This is a genomic window from Streptomyces sp. NPDC004732 (assembly GCF_040609235.1).
GTDB lineage: Bacteria > Actinomycetota > Actinomycetes > Streptomycetales > Streptomycetaceae > Streptomyces.
This window is the reverse complement of record NZ_JBEXJR010000004.1, coordinates 1-21795: the sequence shown is the minus strand read 5'-3', so window position 1 is coordinate 21795 and position 21795 is coordinate 1. Positions and strand designations below refer to the sequence as shown.

The window sequence follows — 21795 nt, the reverse complement described above, 5'->3', positions numbered from 1 at the left end:
CGCTCTGTCTCCTCACAACGGCTGTGCCTGTACAACGGCTTGTGCCTGTCGGTCATGGCTGCTCGCCGGAGAATCCGGCTTCGAGTTCCTCGATCTGGTGTTGTGCGAGGTTGAGGAGGTGGAAGTCGGATGGGGTGTGTCCGCCTGCCGTGGGATCGGCGGTGTGGTCCGCCAGGCCTGCCAGCATGTCCAGCCAGGTCCTGCCGAGCCGGTCGGCGTCGGCTTCCTCCAGCAGCCGACTCGCCCAGCTCAGAGTGATCGTCAGTGCGGGCCCTTCGGCGGTGTCCCTGACCACCGCACCGGCGTCCAGTGCGTGGGTGGCGGGCATGTCCGGGTCGACCGAGCCGCCGATCGCGGTGTCTCCGGCCATCTCCCACGGGCCGGGCGGGCCCGCGGCACGGCCTCCGCCGGTGGCGAACCGGCCCAGGTAGTTGAAGCCGATCTGTGCCGCCGGTGCGGCCTCGAACCCGGTCCGTGTCGCGGGGTTGAGGTGGCGCAGCAGTTCATGGCCGAGTCCGTCGCCGGGCACCGCCCGCGCCTGCTCCTTGACGGCCTTCACCAACGTACCGGCAGCCCTGCCACCGGCCATAGCGCCGTCCAGGTCGGCGCCGGTCACCTCCAGCCGCACCGGGCGCACGCTGGTGAACCAGCCCACCGTCCGCAACAGGTCGACGCCGTCGAGCGGTTGACGTCCGTGACTCTCGATGTCGACGAGCAGCCCGGACGCGGTGTCGGGCCGCCAGTGCGCGACGGCCCCCGCGAGGGCCGCGAGGAGCACGTCGTCGACACCGCAGTGGTAGGCGGTCGGAGTGCGGCCCACAAGGATGGCCGCGTGCTCGGGCGGCACGGTCCAGGAGCGGTGCCGCAGGGTGCGTACGGTATCGACGGCGGGGTCCAACACGCGCTCCGCGACGGCCTGTTGCTCCTTGCCCAGCAGGGCCAGCCAGTCGTCGGCCTCCTCGACGCGGTGGGCGTCGACCGCCTGCGCGGCCAGCAGCTCCGCCCAGCGGCGGAACGACGTTCCGACGGCCTCCAGGTCGGGTGCGCGTCCCGCGGCCGCCGCTTCGCATGCCGCCCGCAGGTCGGGGACGAGGACGCGCCACGACACGCCGTCCACCACGAGGTGGTGCACCACCAGCACGATGCGCCCGGTGCGCCCCGGTCCTGCGTCGACCCACACCGCGCGGGCCAGTGTCCCGGCCGCCGGGTCGAGCCGGCACGCCGCTTCCCGTGCGGCCTCGCTCGCGATCTCGTCGAGTGTTCGGGCCGCGGGGGCTGAGGGGTTGGTGGTGGTCGTCGCGTCGACGCGGGACACCAGCGTCGTCGCGTCCACCGAGCCCTGTTCGCCGACGACGAGCTTGGGCTGTCCGGGGACGGTGCGGGCGCGCAGCATGTCGTGCGTGTCGAGGACGGCGGCGAGGCCCGTGGCCAGGACGTCGAGGCCGAGCCCGGCCGGGGCGCCGACCACCACCCATTGCGCGAACCCGGGGCTGGTGGCCCGCTCCCCCAGCGCGTGCATCACGGGGGTCCACGGCACCTCACCGACGCCGACGTCGTCGGGCGCGGTCTCCGGTTCGGCGGTCTCCGCGACCTCCGCGAGGCGTTCGGGGGTCTTCTCCTCGAACACCTGCCGCGAGGTCAGCAGGAGCCCGGCCCTGCGGGCCCGCGAAGCAAGCTGCATCGACATGATCGAGTCGCCGCCCAGCTCGAAGAAGCTGTCTCCGACGCCGACCCGCTCCAGCCCGAGCACCTCGGCGAACAGCTCGCACAGGGTGCGCTCGGCCGGGGTCCGCGGCGCGCGTCCCGTGACCCGTTCGGCGAAGTCGGGGGCGGGCAGGGCCGCCCGGTCCACCTTCCCGTTGGGGTTCAGCGGCAGCCGCTCCAGCGGGACGAACGCCGCCGGGACCATGTACTCCGGCAGCCGGTCGCGTACGTACGCGGGGAGTCCCGGGGACTCCGCCTCGCCGGGCAGCGCACCGTTGCCCGTGACGACGTACGCGATCAGGCGGTGGGCGTCGTCGGGGCCGTCGCGGCGTGCGACGACCACGGCCTGCGTGACGTCCGGGTGCGCGGCGAGCACGGCCTCGATCTCGCCCGGCTCGATCCGGTACCCGTGGATCTTGACCTGGTCGTCGGCGCGGCCCACGAAGACCAGCTCGCCGTCGTCGGTCCACCGCGCCACGTCGCCGGTGCGGTACATCCGCTCTCCCGCGCCGAACGGGCAGGCGACGAACCGCTGCGCGGACAGCCCGGGCCGCGCCAGGTAGCCGCGGGCGAGCCCCGCTCCGGTCACGTACAGCTCGCCGGTCACGCCGGGCGGCACGGGCAGCAGGAACTCGTCCAGGACGTAGGCCCGCAGGTTCGCCATGGGTCGCCCCAGCGGAACGATGTCGCGTCCCGGCGTCAACGGCTCGCTCATCGCGGCGCAGACCGTCGTCTCCGTCGGCCCGTACGCGTTGACCATGCGTCGGCCGGACGCCCACCGGTCGACAAGACCCGGCGGGCAGGCCTCACCGGCCACCACGAGGGTTTCGAGGCCGTCCGGCAGGCTGTCCTCGGCCGCGAGGACGCTCGGCGGCACGGTCACGTGGGTCGCCCGCGATGCCCGCAGGGCGGCGTCCAGCGAGACCTGCGGCGGCAGTTCGTCCGCCGTGGCGAGGACCAGCGTGCCGCCCGAAAGCAGCGCCATGCACAGCTCGGAGACGGCCGCGTCGAAGCCGAGTGACGCGAACTGCAGGACGCGCGAGTCCTCCCGCACACCGAAGCGGTCGATCTGGGCCCGCGCGAGGTTGTGCAGCCCGGCGTGGGTGACGACGACGCCCTTGGGGGTGCCGGTGGAACCCGAGGTGTAAATGACGTACGCCGCATGCGCAGCCCGCAACACCCCCAGCCGCTCCTCATCCCCCAACGGACCAGCCGCACACGCCCCGATCTCCCCAGCCACCACCGGGTCATCCACCACCACAACCCGACCCCCAAACCCCCCAGGCACCAACCCCCTCCACACACGCGAACACACCACCACCGACGCACCCACATCACCCAACACAAACCCCACCCGCTCAGGCGGATAACCCACATCCACCGGAACGAACACACCACCCGCCAACGACACAGCCAACAACCACACCACCAAAGACACAGACCGCTCACCCACCACAGCAACCCGCACCTCAGGCCCCACACCCACACTTACCAAATACCGAGCCAACCGCCCCACCTCACCCCCCAACTCCCCATACGTCACCCGGCAATCACCCGCCACCAACGCCACCGCACCCGCCGACAACCCCACCCGCCGACCGAACAGCTCGGGAAGCGGCGCCCCGGTCATCGGCGACTCCGTGTCGTTCCACGCGTGCACGACCGTCTCGCGCACGTCGGCGTCCGCCACGTCCAACTGCCCCACGGGGGCCTGCGGGTCGGTGACCAGCTGTTCGAGGATCCGGATCAGCGACGCGATCATGCGCTCGGCACCGGCGCGGTCGCACACGTCCGGCCGGTGGACGAAGTCGCCCTGCATGGGCGTGCCCGGCGACACGACGAAGGTCAGCGGGTAGTGGCCCATGTCCTGCGGCGCGCCCGTGGGACGGATGGTGAGGGAGTTGGGCGCCTCGGGCCCGGCGGGCGGGTGGGGGTAGTTCTCGTAGACCACGAGGGTGTCGAACTCCGCGCCGGGGCCCGCGAGCCGACGGATCTCCGAAAGCCCCATGTGCTGATGGGCCATCAGTGCGACCTGTCGTTCCTGGAGTTCCGCCAGCATCTCGGCGACGGGCTGCCGGGCGTCGAGACGTACCCGCACCGGCAGGGTGTTGATGAAGAGGCCGATCGCCGACTCGGCGCCCGGCAGATCGGTGGGCCGCCCCGCCACGGTCGCGCCGAACACCACGTCGGCGCGTCCGGCGAGGCGAGCGAGGAGTAGCGCCCACGCGCCCTGCACCAACGTGTTCACGGTCAGCCCGCGGTCGCGGGCCAGCGCGGCGACATCCCGCGACAACTCCTCGGGGAACGCGAACCGCACCCGCTCCGGCACGACCGGCACGCGCACCGAGTCCGCGGGCACGACGCGGGTCGGCTCGTCCAGTCCGGCCAGTTCGGCGCGCCAGGCCTGCCGCGCCACTTCGCCGTCCTGCCGACCGAGCCAGGCGAGGTACTCGCGGTAGGACGTCACCGCCGGGAGGCCCCGTTCGTCGCCGCCCGTCGCCAGCGCCTCGTACACGGCGGACAGATCGGCGATCAGGACCGGCAGGGACCAGCCGTCCATGATGAGGTGGTGGCTGGTGATGACCAGGTGGTGCCGGTCCTCGGCGAGGCGGATCAGGAGCAGCCGCATCAGCGGCGCCTTCGTGACGTCGATGCGTTGCGCCCGCTCGGTCTCGGCGAGGCGTTCGGACTCGGCAAGGCGTTCCGACTCGGCGAGGGCATCGGCTGGGGTGTGGATCGATATGTCGACCTCGCGCCACGGCAGCTCGACGTCGCTCCCGACGACCTGCACGGCCTCGCCCGAGGTGAGGCGGTGGAAGCTCGCGCGCAGGGTCGGGTGTCGGCGCAGCAACGCCTGCCACGCGGCGCGCAGCCGGGCCGCGTCCAGCGGTCCTTCCAGCTCCAGTGCCCGCTGGCCTTCGTAGACGTCGGGGCCGCTCTCGTCGTACGTGGCGTGGAACAGCATGCCTTTCTGCAGCGGTGACAGCGGCCATACGTCGGCCGGTTCCGGCACCGCGGTCTCCAGCTCCTCCACGTCGGTCTGCGTCAGTGCGGAGCCGAGGAGAGGGAAGTCGGAGGGGGTGTGTCCGCCCGCGGTGACGTCGGCGAGGGTGTGCCCGGCAAGGCCGCCCAGCATGGCCGCCCAGGTGCTGCCGAGCCGCTCGGCCTCCGCTTCCGGCACGAGATCGCCCGCCCAGCTCAGGGTGAGCGTCAGCTCCGGGCCGTCCGGGGTGTCGCGCACCGCGGCTCCCGCTTCCAGGACGTGGTGCAGTGGCATGTCCGGGGGGACTGTGCTGCCGATGGCGGTGTTGCCGGTCAACTGCCAGGCGGTGGTGGGAGTGTTGCTGGTGTCGGTGGTGAAGCGGCCCATGTAGTTGAAGCCGATTTCGGGGGCGGGCCGGGCGCTCAGGACCGGGCCGGTCTCCGGATTGAGGTGGCGCAGGAGTTCGTAGCCGAGTCCGTCGCCGCCCGGGACCGCGCGTACCTGTTCCTTGACCGCTTTCAGCAGGGCGCCCGCGGCGGGGCCTCCGTCGAGGACCTGGGCGAGATCGATCCCTGACGTGCTGGTCCGTACCGGGTGTGCGCTGGTGAACCAGCCGACCGTGCGCGACAGATCCACATCGCCTCCGCCGATCGGCTCGCGACCATGCCCTTCTACGTCGATCAGGAGTCCTGGTGTCGTGTCCGGCCGCCAGTGCGTGATCGCCCCGGTCAGGGTGGCCAGCAGGATGTCGTCCACACCGCAGTGGAAGGCGATCGGCGTCCGGCCCAGCAGCGCCTCGGCCCGCTCCGGTGGCACCACCCAGGAACTTCGGCGCAGAGTGCGGGCAGTGTCGACGGACGGGTCCAGCGCCCGCTGTGCCAAGGGCTGTTCGTCCTCACCCAGCAGGTCGAGCCAGCCGTCGAGTTCCGCGACCCGCGCCTCCCCGGTGGCCTCTGCGGTCAGCAGCTCCGCCCAACGACGGAACGACGTCCCGGCCGGATCCAACTCCGGCACCCGCCCCTCCGCCACCGCCTCACACGCCACCCGCAGATCCGGCACCAGCACCCGCCAGGACACACCATCCACAACCAAGTGATGCACTACGAGGATGAGTTGACCGGGTCGATCAGGACCGGAGTCCACCCACACAGCCCGCACCATCGCACCACGAACCGGATCCAGTCGCCCCGCAGCCTCCCGCGCCAGCTCACCCAGATCCAAGCCACCATCAGACACATCCACGCGGTCGATCAGACTCCCGACGTCGACCGCCCCCGGCTCGTCGACGATCAGCTTCGACTCACCCGGAACCGTACGGGCCCGCAGCATGTCGTGCCGGTCGAGCACAGCACCCAAGCCCGCCGTCAGGACGTCCGGGCGCAGCCCTGCCGGGGTGCCCAGCACCACCCACTGGGCGAATTGCGCGCTCGTGACGCGCTCGCCCAACGCCCGCATGACCGGAGTCCACGGCACCACACCCGTACCGACATCAGGCACCGCAGCCTCACGGCCCGCCGTCTCCACGACCAGCGCCAGCCGCTCCACGGTCTTCTCCTCGAACACCTGGCGTGGCGTGAGGACCACCCCGGCCTGACGAGCCCGTGAGGCCAACTGCATGGAGCTGATCGAGTCGCCGCCCAGCTCGAAGAACCCGTCCTCGACCCCGACCCGCTCCAACCCCAACACCTCGGCGAACAACCCACACAACACACGCTCGACCTCAGTACGCGGCCCGCGGCCGGTAGCCCGCCCGGCGAAGTCCGGCGCGGGCAGCGCGGCCCGGTCCACCTTGCCGTTCACCGTCAACGGCAGCACGTCCAAGACCACCACAGCCGCCGGAACCATGTACTCCGGCAGCGCCCCGGCCACGTACGAGCGCAGGAGCTCGGCATCCGCCACCCGCCCCGCATCCGGCACGACATAACCAACGAGCCGCTTCTCCCCGCCCAGCACGTCCTGGCGAGCCACCACCACGGCCTGACCGACCGATTCGTGCCCGGCGAGCGCTGTCTCCACCTCGCCCAGCTCCACCCGGAACCCACGGACCTTCACCTGCTCATCCGCACGCCCCACGAACAGCAGCTCGCCCTCCGCCGTCCAGCGGACCAAGTCACCGGTGCGGTACATCCGCCGCCCGCCCTCACCGAACGGGCACGCCACGAACCGCTCTGCCGACAGGCCGGGTCGCCGCAGGTATCCGCGCGCCAGGCCCGGGCCCTTGACGTACAGCTCGCCCACGGTTCCCGGGCCGACCGGTTTCAGGAAGTCGTCGAGGACGTATGCCCGGGTGTTGACCAGGGGGCGGCCGACCGGCACAGGACCGTCATCCTGCATCGGTCGCAGTGGCTCGCTCATCGCCGCGCAGACGGTCACCTCGGTGGGGCCGTAGGCGTTGACGAGGCGGCGGTCCGACCACCGCCGCGCCAGCCGGGGCGGGCACTCCTCGCCCGCCACCACCAGTGTCCCGACGGTGTCCGGCAGCTCGTCCACGGTCCCCAGGACGGACGGGGGCACGGTCATGTGCGTGATCCCGAACTCGGCGGCGAGCTCCTCCAGCGAGCCGTGCGGCGGCAGCCTGTCGCCGTCGACCACGACGAGCGCCGCTCCGGAGAGCAGGGCCATGCACATCTCGGAGACCGCGGCGTCGAAACTCCAGGAGGCGAGTTGCAGGACGCGTGAGTCGGGGCGTACGGCGAAGCGTTCGATCTGGCCGGTGGCGAGGTTGCCGATGCCGCCGTGCGTGACGACCACGCCCTTGGGCGTACCTGTCGAGCCGGACGTGTAGATCACATACGCGGGGTCCGACACGCGGCAGGCAGGCCCACCCGGCCGGGGTGAACGGCTGACGAGGGGGGAGACCGTCTCGGGGGCGTCGAACACCCAGCGTCCGGTTTCCGCGGGGAGCACCGGCTCGGTCGTGGTCGTGCACACCACGAGTGCGGGGTTCGCGTCGGCGAGTACGTGTGCGATCCGCTCCGCCGGGTGGGCCGGGTCGACCGGTACGAACGCCGCTCCGGCCCGTGCCACGCCGAGCAGCACGGCGACCACGTCCACGGAGCGTTCCATGACCACGCCGACGAGGTCTCCCCTTTGCACACCGCGCGTCAGCAGGTCGTGTGCCACGCGGTCGGCGGCCCGGCCCAGTTCGGTGTACGTCCACTTCCTGTCCGCACCGATCACGGCGGATGCGTCGGGCGTTCGGCGCACCTGCGCCTCGAACAGCTCCCCGAGCGTTCCGGCCCCGACCGGCCGGTCGGTGTCGTTCCAGCGCTCCACGACCGCGGTGCGCTCCGCCGTGCCCAGTACGTCGATGTCGCCGACCCGCAGCGCCGGGTCGGCCGCGAACTGTTCGAGGACTCGCGTCAGTTGACGGCCCACGTGGAGGGCGCGCTGCCCGTCGAACACGTCGGGCCGATGCGTCACGCGGACCTCGATGCGGTCGTCGTCCGGGACGACGCCGATGGCCAAGGGGTAATGCGTTCCCGCCTGACTGCTGAGCTGGGTGAGTGTGACGGGGGCGGGGCCGGAGAGCCGGGAGGTGTTCCGTGGGTAGTTCTCGACCATCAGCATCGTGTCGAAGACCGCGCCGGGTCCGCCGAGCGCCTGGATCTCGGCAAGTCCTGTGTGCTGATGGGGCATCAGTATTGCCTGACGCTCCTGCAGTTGCGTGAGAAGGGTGAGTACCGGCTGTCGGGCGTCGAGCCGTACGCGTACCGGCAGGGTGTTGATGAACAGGCCGATCATCGATTCGATGCCGGGGATCTCCGGTGGCCGCCCGGCCACGGTCGTGCCGAAGACGACGTCCGTGCGCCGGGCGAGCCGTGCGAGGACCAGTGCCCACGCGCCCTGGACGAGGGTGTTGACGGTCAGCCCCTGGGAGCGGGCCAGTGCGGTGACGGCTCGCGTCGCCCTGCCGGACAGCCGGACGGAGCGTTCCTCGGACAGGACGAGGCCACCGGGGAGGTCCGCCGGTGCCACGAGCGTCGGCTCGTCGGCCCCGGCCAGCTCAGCCCGCCAGGCCTCCCGCGCGGCCTCTTTGCCCTGGCGGTCCAGCCACGCGAGGTAGTCCCCGTACGAGGCCGACCTGACGGGCGCGGGGGCGGCACCGTCCGCCGCGTAGATCGCCGACACCTCGTTGAGCATGACCGGCGTCGACCAGCCGTCGGCCACGATGTGGTGGCTGGTGACGACGAGCCGATGCTGCTCCGCGCCAAGGCGGATCAGCAGCAGGCGCAGCAGCGGTGCGGTCGTCAGGTCCAGCCGTTCCGCCGCTTCGCTCTCGGCGCGGCGGTCGGCCTCGGCGAGCGCGTCGGCCGGATCGAGGCCCGACACGTCGACGTCACGCCAAGGCAGTTGTACGACTCCGGCCCCGGCAACGACCTGCACGGCTTCGCCTGAGGCAAGGCGGTGGAAGCTCGCGCGCAGCGCCTCGTGCCTAGCGACCAGTGACTCCCATGCCGTCCGCAGCCGCCGGGCGTCCAGCGGTCCGTCGATGGCGAGCACGCGTTGACTCTGGTAGGCGTCCGGCCCGTCCGCGTCGTAGGTGGCGTGGAAGAGCATCCCTTCCTGCAGCGGTGACAGCGGCCATACGTCGGCGGGCTCCGGCACCGCCGCCTCCACCCTTTCGACGTCGCCCTGTGTCAGTGCGGCGGCGCCGAGGAGCGGGAAGTCGGAGGGGGTGTGTCCGCCCGCGTCGGGGCCGGTCGTCGCGTGGGCGGCCAGCCCGGCCAGCATGGCGGCCCAGGTACTGCCGAGCTGCTCCGCATCGTCCTGCGCCAGCACACCGTCCGGCCAGCTCAGCCGGAGCTCCAGCTCGGGCCCGCCGGGGGTGTCCCGGACGGTGACGTTCGCCTCGAGGGTGTGCTGGAGCGGCATGTCCGGGGGGACTGTGCCGCCGATGGCGGTTTCGCCGGTCAACTGCCAGGCGGTGGTGGTCGTGTTGCGGGTGTCGGTGGTGAAGCGGCCCATGTAGTTGAAGCCGATTTCGGGGGCGGGCCGGGCGCTCAAGACGGGGCCGGTCTCCGGGTTCAGGTGGCGCAGCAGTTCGTAGCCGAGTCCGTCGCCGCCCGGGACCGAACGTACCTGCTCCTTGACCGCTTTCAGCAGGGTGCCCGCGGCGGGGCCTCCGTCGAGGACCTGGGCGAGATCGATCCCTGACGTACTCGTCCGTACCGGATGCGCGCTGGTGAACCAGCCGACCGTGCGGGACAGGTCCACGTCGTCCGCGCCGCTGATCGGCTCGCGGCCGTGTCCCTCCACGTCGATCAGAAGTCCCGCAGTCGTTTCCGGCTTCCAGTGGGTGATCGCCCCGGTCAAGGCGGCTAGCAGGATGTCGTCCACGCCGCAGTGGAAGGCAGTAGGCGTCCGGCCCAGCAGCGCCTCGGCCCGCTCCGCCGGTATCACCCATGCCCGCTGGCGCAGGGTCCGGACTGTGTCAACGTCCGCCCGCAATCCCCGTACACCGAGCGGTTGTTGAGGCTCTCCGAGGAGGTTCAGCCAGCCGTCGAGTTCCGCGACCCGCGCCTCCCCGGTGGCCTCTGCGGTCAGCAGCTCCGCCCAACGACGGAACGACGTTTCGGCCGGATCCAACTCCGGCACCCGCCCCTCCGCCACCGCCTCACACGCCACCCGCAGATCCGGCACCAGCACCCGCCAGGACACACCATCCACAACCAAGTGATGTGCCACGAGGATGAGTTGACCGGGCCGATCAGGACCGCAGTCCGCCCACACAGCCCGCACCATCGCACCACGCACCGGATCGAGCCGCCCCGCAGCGCCCCGCGCCAGCTCACCCAGATCCAGGCCGCCGTCCGACACATCCACGCGGTCGATCAGAACCCCGACATCCACCGACCCCGGCTCACCCACCACCAACTTCGACTCACCCGGAACCGCACGGGCCCGCAGCATGTCGTGCCGGTCGAGCACAGCACCCAACCCCGCCGCCAGAACGTCCAGCCCCAGCCCGCCCGGAACCCCCAGCACCACCCACTGCGCAAACCCAGGCCACGCCGCCCGCTCACCCAACGCCCGCATGACCGGAGTCCACGGCACCACACCTGTACCGACATCAGGCACCGCAGCCTCGCGCCCCACCGGCTCCACGACCAGCGCCAGCCGCTCCACGCTCTTCTCGGTGAACACCTGCCGGGGCGTGATCACGAGCCCCGCACGGCGCGCACGCGAAGCCAACTGCATCGAGCTGATCGAGTCCCCGCCCAGCTCGAAGAACCCGTCCTCGACCCCGACCCGCTCCAACCCCAACACCTCGGCGAACAACCCACACAACACACGCTCGACCTCAGTACGCGGCCCGCGGTCAGTAGCCCGCGCGGCGAAGTCCGGCGCAGGCAGCGCGGCCCGATCCACCTTCCCGTTCACCGTCAACGGCAGCACGTCCAAGACCACCACGGCTGCCGGCACCATGTACTCCGGCAGCGCCCCGGCCACATACGCCCGCAACAGCTCGGCATCCGCCACCCGCCCCGCATCCGGCACGACATAACCAACGAGCCGCTTCTCCCCGCCCGACACATCCTGGCGAGCCACCACCACCGCCTGCCCCACGGCCTCGTGCCCGGCGAGCACTGTCTCCACCTCACCCAGCTCCACCCGGAACCCACGGACCTTCACCTGCTCATCCGCACGCCCCACGAACAACAGCTCACCCTCCGCCGTCCACCGCACCAGGTCACCGGTCCGGTACATCCGCCGCCCGCCCTCACCGAACGGGCACGCCACGAACCGCTCCGCCGAAAGCCCCGGTCGACCGAGGTACCCGCGCGCCAGACCGGACCCGGCGATGTAGAGCTCGCCCGTCACTCCGGGCGGGACCGGGCGCAAGAAGGCGTCCAGGACGTACGCGTGGCGGTTGGCCAGGGGTCGGCCGATCGGCAGGGCCCTGTCCATCGGCGCGCCCGCCGGGAGCACGTGCCATGTGGCGCAGAGGGTGATCTCCGTCGGCCCGTAAAGATGCCGCACAACCACCTCCGGACACACCTCCCGCACCCGCGTCACCGCAGCAGCAGGCACCACATCCCCGCCCGTCAACACCTCCCGCAGACCCGCGAAGCATCCCGGGGACTCCTCCGCCAGCACCCGGAACATCCCCGCCGTCACATGCACCGCCGACACACCACCCACAACAGCAGCCCGGACCCGAACGGCATCCACCACACCCGGCCCCGCAACCACCACCCGAGCACCCACCACCAACGGCACCCACACCTCAAACAACGACACATCAAACGCATGCGGCGCATGCATCAACACCGCATCCCCCACACCCACCGACCAACCAGAAACCCCAACCAAACCCGCCACCGCACCATGCGGCACCGCCACACCCTTCGGCACCCCCGACGAACCCGACGTATACATCACATACGCCACATCACCCCCACCCACCACCACCCCAGGACCATCCACCCGACAAGCAGCAACAGCCGAGGCGGTCTCCACGTCATCCACCACCACACGCCGACCACCCGCCGCATGCTCCGGGACAAACCGGCTCGTGTTCCGGGTGCACACCACCGCCACCGGCGCCGAGTCCTTCAGCAGGAACTCCACCCGCTCCGCCGGATACTCCACATCCACCGGCACGAACGCCGCCCCCGCCCGCCACACCGCAAGCAGCGCAACGATCAAGTCGACGGAGCGTTCCATCGCCACGGCGACGCGGTCCCCGCGGCGCACTCCGACGGCCGTCAGATGCAGGGCGAGGCGTGCCGACTCGGATTGCAACTCCTGGTAGGAGAGGGACCGTTCGCCGTCCGCGGCCGAGACCGCCACCGCGTCAGGGGTGCGTTCCGCCTGCATGACGATCAGTTCGGGTACCGAATCGGCCGCCACCGGCTGCCGCGTCGCGTTCCACTCCTCCACGACCAGCGACCGCTCGGCCGCTCCCGCCACGTCGACCCGCCCCACCGGCACCGTGGGATCTGCCACCACCTGTTCGAGGACCCGCGTCAGTCGGTCGACGACCGACTGGGCGGCCGCCCGGTCGTACAGGTCGGGGCGGTGGTCGAGCTTGAAGCCCATGCGGTCGCCCTCGGGTGCGACGACCAGGGTGAGCGGGTAGTGCGCCGCCTCTTCGCCGCCGAGGAACCGGATGGCGAAGGTGCCGGGGGCGGGCTCCCGCTCCGGGGGGCGCGGGTAGTTCTCGTACACGACGATCGTGTCGAAGACCGATCCGGGACCGGCGAGCTTCTGGATCTCGGGCAGTCCGAGGTGCTGGTGCGCCATGAGCGCGGCCTGTCGGCTCTGCAGGGCGGCGAGCATCTCCGACACCGGCTGCGTGCCGTCGAGGCGTACGCGGACCGGGAGCGTGTTGATGAACAGGCCGATCATCGATTCCACGCCCGGTAGTTCGGCCGGGCGGCCCGCCGCTGTCGCGCCGAACACGACGTCCGTGCGTCCGGCGAGGCGGGCAAGGACCAGCGCCCACGCGCCCTGGATCACGGTGTTCACCGTGATTCCGTGGCTGCGCGCCACCTTCGCGAGGCCTTCCGTCAGCTCCGCGGAGATGTGGGTGATCAGGCTCTCTGGGGTGATGGGGGTCCGTCCGGGGTCCGCCGGTGCCACGAGTGTCGGTTCGTCGGCCCCGGCCAGCTCCGCCCGCCAGGCCTCGCGCGCGGCCGCCTTGTCCTGCCGGTTCAGCCAGGCCAGGTACTCCCGGTAGGACGTGACACGGGGCAGGTCACGCGTGTGGCCGCCCTCCGCGTAGACGGCGGGCAGCTCGTTGAACAGCACCGCCATGGACCAGCCGTCCATGACGACGTGGTGGCTGGTGACGACCAGCCGGTGGCGCTTGTCGCCGAGCCGGACCAGGAGCAGCCGCAGCAAGGGGGCGACCGCCGGGTCGAAGCGCCGCGAACGCTCGACCGCGGCGAGCCGGTCGGTCTCGGCGAGGGCTTCGCTCTCCGTGAGGCCGGAGACGTCCACCAGTCGCCACGGCAGGGCCGCCTCGCGCGCGATGACCTGCACGGCCTCACCGGACTTGCGGCCGCGGAAGCTGGCCCGCAGTGCGCCGTGCCGGGCCAGCAGCGCCTCCCACGTCCTGCGCAGCCGGTCCACGTCCAGGGGGCCGACCAGCTCCAGCATCCGCTGCCCCTGGTAGACGTCCGGTCCCTGGTCGTCGAAGGCGGCGTGGAACAGGAGCCCTTCCTGCAACGGCGACAGCGGCCAGACATCCTCGACTACGGATCGGGTCATCGTCTCTGTCTCCTCACAGCGGCAACGGCGATGTGCGGGGCCCCGCCGTCGGCCGCGCGACAGCGGCGGCTCACGGCGCAAGCGGGTCAGGGTCAGATATTCGGTGGGTCAGCTATTCGGTGGGTCAGAAGGGGGATCCGGCGGGGCCGGTCCCCTCGAATTCGTCGACTTCGTCCTGTGCAAGGTCGAGAAGCGGGAAGTCGGACGGCGTGTGACCGCCCGAGGCGGGGGCATCGGTGTGGTCGGCCAGGCCGCCCAGGAGTTCCACCCAGGTCCGGCCGAGGCACTCCGCCTCGGCATCCGCCACGAGGTGCCCGGGCCAGCTCAAGGTCACCGTCATTTCCGGACCTGCCACGGTGTCCCGGACCATCGCGCCCGCGTCCAGAAGATGGTGCAGAGGCATGTCGGGATCGGACGAGCCACCGATGGCCGTCTCCCCCTTCAACTGCCAAACAGAGTCACCCACGTCACGTACGTCAGCGGCGGCGAACCGGCCCATGTAGTTGAAGCCGACCTCGGGAGCGGGCCGGGCCCGCAGGACCGGGCCGGTCTCCGGGTTCAGGTGGCGCAGCAGCTCGTATCCGAGCCCGTCACCGCCCGGAACCGCACGCAGCTGCTCCTTGACCGTCTTCAGCAGTTCGCCCGCTGCCGGTCCGCCCGCCAGGGCTTGGGTGAGATCGATCCCGGCCGTGTCCAACCGGACCGGATGCGTGCTGGCGAACCAGCCGACCGTGCGGGACAGGTCCACGTCGTCCCCGCCACTGATCGGCTCGCGGCCGTGCCCCTCCACGTCGACCAGGAGCCCGGACGCCGTCTCCGGCCGCCAGCGTGTGATCGCCCCGGTCAGGGCGGCGAGCAGGATGTCGTCCACGCCGCAGTGGAAGGCGGTCGGCGTCCGGCTCAGCAGCACCTCGGCCCGCTCCGGCGGCACCACCCATGCCTGCTGCCGCAAGGTGCCCACGGTGTCGATGTACGAGTCCAACTCACGTCGGGCGAGGGGGTTTCGGTGCTCCCCGAGGAGGTCAAGCCAGCCGTCGAGTTCCGCGATCCGCGCCTGCCCGGCGGCCTCCGCCACCAACAACTCCGCCCAGCGACGGAACGACGTACCGACCGGGTCCGGCTTCGGCTCCCGCCCCTCCGCGACCGCTTCGCACGCCGCCCGCAGATCCGGCACCAGCACCCGCCAGGACACACCATCCACCACCAAGTGATGCGCTACGAAGACCAGTTGACCGAGGCAGTCAGGTCCCGCGTCCACCCACACCACCCGAACCATCACCCCGGACGCCGGATCCAGCCGCCCCGCCGCCTCCCGCGCGGCACCGGCCGCCAGCTCCCCCAACGCCCCGGGTCCGGCACCCACGCCATCCACACGTGACACCAGCGAAGCCGCATCCACCGAGCCCCGCTCCCCCACCACGAGCCTCACCTCGCCGGGCACAGAACGGGACCGCAACATGTCGTGCGCATCCAGCACGGCGCCCAGGCCCGCCACCACGACATCGAGCCCCAGCCCGCCCGGAACCCCCAGTACCACCCACTGCGCAAACCCAGGCCACGCCGCCCGCTCGCCCAGCGCCCGCATGACCGGCGTCCACGGCACCACACCCGTACCGACGTCGACCGTCGGCCGCGCCTCGTCGGGTGTCCGCACCACGGCAGCCAGGCGTTCCGGCGTCCTCTCCTCGAACACCTGCCGGGGCGTGACCACGAACCCCGCACGGCGCGCACGCGAAGCCAACTGCATCGAGCTGATCGAGTCCCCGCCCAGCTCGAAGAACCCGTCCTCGACCCCGACCCGCTCCAACCCCAACACCTCGGCGAACAACCCACACAACACACGCTCAACCTCAGTACGCGGCTCACGCCCCGCAACCCGCGCGGTGAAGTCCGGCGCGGGCAGAGCAGCCCGATCCACCTTCCCGTTCACCGTCAACGGCAGCACGTCCAAGACCACCACTGCCGTCGGCACCATGTACTCCGGCAGCGCCCCGGCCACATACGCGCGCAGCAGCTCGGCATCCGCCACCCGCCCCGCATCCGGCACGACATAACCGACGAGGCGTTTGTCGCCGGGCCGGTCCTCACGGGCGACCACCACGGCCTGCCGCACCTCGGGATGCGCCGCCAACACCGCCTCGACCTCGCCCGGCTCCACCCGGAACCCACGGACCTTCACCTGCTCATCCGCACGCCCGACGAACAACAACTGCCCCTCGGCCGTCCAGCGAGCCAGGTCCCCAGTCCGATACATCCGCTCGCCGAGGCCGCCACCGCCACCACCCGCGAACGGGCACGCCACAAAACGCTCCGCCGTCAGATCCGGCCGCCCCACATACCCGCGAGCCACCCCCGGCCCAGCGACGTACAACTCCCCCGTCGCCCCCACCGGAACCGGACGCAGGAAACCGTCCAGGACATACGTCCTTACGTTGTCCAGCGGACGCCCGATCGGCGGCGGGGCGTCCGCTGGACCAGCCGTGACGTCCACCCGGTCGGCGGTGGCCATCACGGTGGCTTCGGTGGGCCCGTAGGTGTTCCACACCCGCGCCCGCGCCGCCCACCGTCCGGCCAGCTCTCCCGTCAGCAGCTCGGCGCCGAGCACCCAGTTGCGTACGCCCGGAACCATGGCCGGGTCCAACACGCCCAGCAATGACGGCACGACACTGGCCGTGCTCACCCCCGCCGACTCGATCATCTCCGCCAACGCCGCGGGCTCCGCACGCTCAGCCGCCGAAGCAATCGCCAGCGTGCCGCCACCGGACAGCGTCACTGCCACGTCCAGCACGGCCGCGTCGAAGCTGAACGACGCGAACTGCAGGACCGTGACACCCGCCTCCACACCCAGCACCGGACGCATCGCCGCCGCCAGATTCACCACGCCGCCATGCGCAACGGCTACTCCCTTGGGGCGGCCCGTCGAGCCGGACGTATAGATCACGTACGCGAGCTGCTCCGGGGACAGCCGCACGCCAAGCGAGGCGTCGGACTCCGCATCGACCGGGGCGTCCCCGTCCAACAGCACGATCCGCGCACCGCCCACCGAAACCCCGGCCAGGCACTCGCCAACACCCACCACAACCCGCGCACCACTGTCGGCCACCATGAACGACAACCGATCAGCCGGATACTCCGGATCCAGCGGAACGAACGCACCGCCCGCCTTCCACACAGCCAACTCCCCCACAACCATGTCCACCCCACGCGGCAGACACAGCCCCACCCGGACCTCAGGCCCCACCCCCAGCCCCACCAAATACCGGGCCAGACGATTCGCCCGCGCCCCCAACTCCCCGTACGACAAGGCCTCCTCACCACACCGCACCGCCACCGCACCCGGCGTACGGGCCGCCCACAGCTCGAAGTCGTGCAGAGCGGATCCGGGCGCCATCGGGCGTTCGGTGTCGTTCCACTCGTGCACGACGCGTGCGCGCTCCGGGGCGCCCAGCACGTCGATACGGGCCGTCGGTGTCGAGGGGTCGGTCGCGATCTGCCGGAGGACGCGCATGAGCCGTCGGCCCATTTCGGCGGCCTGCTCCTGGGGGATCAGGTCCGGGCGGGAGGTGACGCGTATGTGGAGGTGGTGGTCGGTGGCGAGGATGCCGAGTGTCACCGGGTAGTTGGTCGCCTGGTGTCCCGCGGAGGCGGTGAACGTGGGGAGGTCGGCGGTCGTCGGCCGGGCGGGAGGGGCCGGGTAGTTCTCGTAGACGACGAGGGTGTCGAAGACCGCTCCGGGGCCCGCGAGCTTCTGGATCTCCGCGAGGCCCAGGTGCTGGTGGGAGATGAGGGCGGACTGGCGCTCCTGGAGCCCGGCGAGCATCCCGGCCACGGGCTGCGCGCCGTCGAGGCGTACGCGCACCGGGAGCGTGTTGATGAGCAGGCCGATCATCGATTCCACGCCCGGCAGTTCGGCCGGGCGGCCCGCGACGGTCGCGCCGAAGACGACGTCCGTGCGTCCGGCGAGACGGGCGAGAACCAGCGCCCACGCGCCCTGCACCAGCGTGTTCACCGTCAGGCCGTGGGCGCGGCCCGCCTCCGTCAGGGCTCGTGTGTCCTCTTCGGAGAGGCTCAGGGGCGTCTCCTCCGGCAGGACGAGGGCGCCGCTCGGGTCCGCGGGCGCCACGAGCGTCGGCTCGTCGGCCCCGGCCAGCTCCGCCCGCCAGGCCGTGCGCGCGGCCTCCTTGTCCTGGCGTCCCAGCCACGCCAGATATGCACCGAAGGAGGCCGCGCGCTTCAGTACGGACGGGCCGCCGCCCGCCTCGTACACCTGTGAGAGTTCGTTCAGGAGGACCGGCATCGACCAGCCGTCCATCAGGAGGTGATGGGACGTCACTACGAGGCGGTGCCGGTCCGCGCCGAGTCGTACGAGCAGCAGGCGCAGCAGTGGGGGCGCCGTCAGGTCGAGGCGCTGGGCGCGTTCCTGCGCCGCCAGTTTCTCGGCCTGGTCGGTCATGTCCGGGTCGGTGAGGGGCGAGAGGTCGACCTCGCGCCAGGGCAGCGTCACGTTCCGGGTGATGAGCTGCACCGCCTCGCCCGACTTCCTGCGGTGGAAGCTGGCCCGCAGTGCCGCGTGCCGGTCGAGCAGCGCTTCCCAGGAGACGCGCAACCGGTCCGCGTCCAGGGGGCCTGCCACGTCCAGCAGGAACTGGACGGCGTAGACGTCGGGGCCCCGGTCGTCGAAGTCCGCGTGGAACAGCAGCCCTTCCTGCAGTGGCGACAGGGGCCACACTTCGGCCAGGGCCGAGCCGTGGGCGGCGGTTGAAGACTTCACCGGGACAGGCCTCCCTCGAGCTTCGCTGCTATCGCTTGGAACTGGTCGACCTCGTCCTGTTCCAGGTCGAGGAGGTGGAAGTCGGACGGGGTGTGTCCGCCCGCGGTCGGGTCGTCGGTGTGGGCGGCAAGACCGGCCAGCATGCGGACCCAGGTCCTGCCGAGCCGTTCCACGTCGGCCTCGGCGAGGAGCCGTCCCGGCCAGCTGAGCGTGACGGTGAGTTCGGGGCCTTCCGGTGTGTCCCGGACGACCGCGATCCCCTCCATGGCGTGCGGGGCCGGTGTGTCCGAGCCGTCCGTGCCGCCCGCTCCCGCCGGTCCCGCCAGTTGCCAGGCGCCGACCTCGCCGACGTCACCAGCCGTGTCCGGCGCTGCCGCTGCCGCCGCCGCGAACCGGCCGAGGTAGTTGAAGCCGATCTCCGCCGCCGGTGCGGTCCGGAGAACCGGGGCCGTAACGGGGTTGAGATGACGCAACAGGCCGTAACCGAGTCCGTCGCCGGGCACCGCCCTCACTTGCTCCTTGACGGCCTTCACCAACGTACCGGCAGCCCTGCCACCGGCCATAGCGTCGTCCAGGTCGGCGCCGGTCACCTCCAGCCGCACCGGGTGCGCGCTCGTGAACCAGCCCACTGTCCGTAACAGGTCGGTCCCGTCCATCGGCTCGCGCCCGTGCCCCTCGATGTCGAGCAGCAGCCCGGTGGCGGTGTCGGGGCGCCAGTGCGCCACCGCGCCCGCGAGGGCGGCGAGGAGCACCTCGTGCACCCCGCAGTGGAACGCGGCCGGGGTGCGGGCGACCAGCGTCTCGACCTGCTCCGGGGGAACGGTCCACGAGCGGCGGCGCAGGGTGCGTGCGGTGTCGACGGCCGGGTCCGGCGCGCGCCACGCCAGGGGCTGTCGGCGCTCGCCCAGCAGGGTCAGCCAGTCCGTCAGCTCGGCCAGCCGTGACGCGTCGGTCGCCTGCGCGGCCAGCAGTTCTGACCAGCGGCGGAACGACGTCCCCACCGGGTCGAGCCGCGGTGTGCGCCCCGCGGCCACCGCCTCGCACGCGGCCCGCAGATCCGGGACCAGTACGCGCCAGGACACGCCGTCGACCACCAGGTGGTGCACCACGAGGACGACGCGGCCGGTACGTTCGGGTCCGGCGTCGACCCACACGGCCCGCACCATCACTCCGGCCGCGGGATCGAGCTGCCGCGCCGCTTCCTCTGCCGCCCTGCCCGCGATCTCGTCCAGGGTTCCGGGGGTGTTCGCTCCGGGAGTGTTCGCGGTCGCGTCGACGCGGGACACCGACGCCGCCGCGTCGACCGATCCCCGTTCCCCCACGATCAGCTTCGGCTCGCCGGGCACGGTGCGGGCCCGCAGCATGTCGTGGGCGTCCAGGAGGGCGGCGAGGCCTGCAGTGAGGACGTCGAGGCCGAGCCCGGCCGGTACGCCCAACGTCATCCACTGGGTGAAGTCCGGGCCCGCGACCTTCTCCCCGAAGGCCCGCATCACCGGCGTCCACGGCACCTCGCCGATGCCGTCGTCGGCCGCCGCGGTCTCGTGCCCGGCGGGCTCCGCCACTTCCGCGAGGCGTTCGGGGGTCTTCTCCTCGAAGACCTGCCGGGGTGTCACGACCAGGCCCGCACGACGGGCGCGGGACACCAGTTGCATCGAGCTGATCGAGTCGCCGCCCAGCTCGAAGAAGCTGTCCTCGGCGCCGACCCGGTCGAGCCCCAGCATGTCGGCGAACAGATCGCAGAGGATGCTCTCGGCCGCGGTCCGCGGCTCCCGGCTCGTGGCGCTTCCTGCGAAGTCGGGGGCGGGCAGCGCGGCCCGGTCCACCTTGCCGTTGGCAGTGCGCGGCAGGGCGTCGAGGACGAGCAAGGCCGCCGGAACCATGTACTCCGGGAGTACGTCGGTGACGTACTCCCGGATCGTCCGCGCGTCGACCGCCTCCGTGTCCGCGGCGACGTAGCCGACGAGGCGCCGCTCGCCGGGCCGGTCCTCCCTGATCGTCACGGCGGCGTGCCGTACTCCGGGGCAGCCCGCGAGGGCGGCCTCGATCTCGCCGGGTTCGATGCGGTGTCCGTGGATCTTGATCTGGTCGTCGGCGCGGCCCGCGAAGACGAGCTCGCCCTCGCTGGTCCAGCGGACCACGTCACCGGTGCGGTACATCCGCTCGCCGGGCCCGAACGGGTTCGCCACGAAACGCTGCGCGGAGAGGGCCGCGCGCCCCAGGTAGCCGCGCGCGAGTCCGGCACCTGCGACGTACAGCTCCCCTGCCACGCCCGCGGGCACGGGCCGCAGGGACGCGTCCAGTACGTAGGTCTGGGTGTTGGCGACCGGGCGCCCGATCGGGGGCGGGCCCTCGCTGTCCCGGATCAGGGCGGTCGTGGAGATGATCGTCGACTCGGTGACCCCGTACTGGTTGTACATGGCGCGCCCGGCCGACCAGCGGCGGCGCACCTCCACGGGCATGGCCTCGCCTCCTGTGATGAGCAGGCGCAGGTCAGGCAGTTCCTCCGGGGACATCTGCGAGAGGAAGGTCGGGGGTATCGCGGCGTGGGTGACGCGCCGGGTGCGCAGGAGGCCGGACAGTTCCTCGCCGGAGATGTCCAGGCGGGTCGGGGCGAGCACGAGTCGGCCGCCCGCGCACAGGGTGGGCCAGATGTCCGCGAGGGAGACGTCGAAGCTCGGCGAGACCAGTTGGAGTACGCGGCTGTCGGGGTCGATGGCGTAGCGCCGCACGTTCTCCGCGACGAGGTTGCGCAGCCCCTGGTGCGAGACCGCGACGCCCTTGGGGGTGCCGGTGGAACCCGAGGTGTAAATCACGTACGCCGCATGCGCAGCCCTCAACACCCCCAGCCGCTCCTCATCCCCCAACGGACCAGCCGCACACGCCCCGATCTCCCCAGCCACCACCGGGTCATCCACCACCACAACCCGACCCCCAAACCCCCCAGGCACCAACCCCCTCCACACACGCGAACACACCACCACCGACGCACCCACATCACCCAACACAAACCCCACCCGCTCCACCGGATAACCCACATCCACCGGAACGAACACACCACCCGCCAACGACACAGCCAACAACCACACCACCAAAGACACAGACCGCTCACCCACCACAG

The 21795-nt window shown here is 71.6% G+C and carries 3 protein-coding genes; all 3 read right to left on the bottom strand.

Going from position 1 to position 21795, the window contains the following annotated elements; genetic code table 11:
- Window positions 1-52 precede the first annotated feature (52 nt).
- Window positions 53-13906 (bottom strand): amino acid adenylation domain-containing protein, encoded by a 13854-nt coding sequence (locus ABZV77_RS12515; RefSeq protein ID WP_356254362.1) that lies wholly within the window; start codon window positions 13904-13906, stop codon window positions 53-55.
- 124 nt (window positions 13907-14030) lie between these two features.
- A complete protein-coding gene (locus ABZV77_RS12510; RefSeq protein WP_356254359.1) occupies window positions 14031-18677 on the bottom strand; it encodes an amino acid adenylation domain-containing protein in 4647 nt (1548 codons plus the stop codon).
- Window positions 18674-21790: an amino acid adenylation domain-containing protein gene (locus ABZV77_RS12505; protein ID WP_356256011.1), complete on the bottom strand. Its 3117-nt coding sequence runs from the start codon at window positions 21788-21790 to the stop codon at window positions 18674-18676. Before ABZV77_RS12505 ends, ABZV77_RS12510 begins: the two co-directional genes overlap by 4 nt.
- Between the last annotated feature and the right edge of the window lie 5 nt (window positions 21791-21795).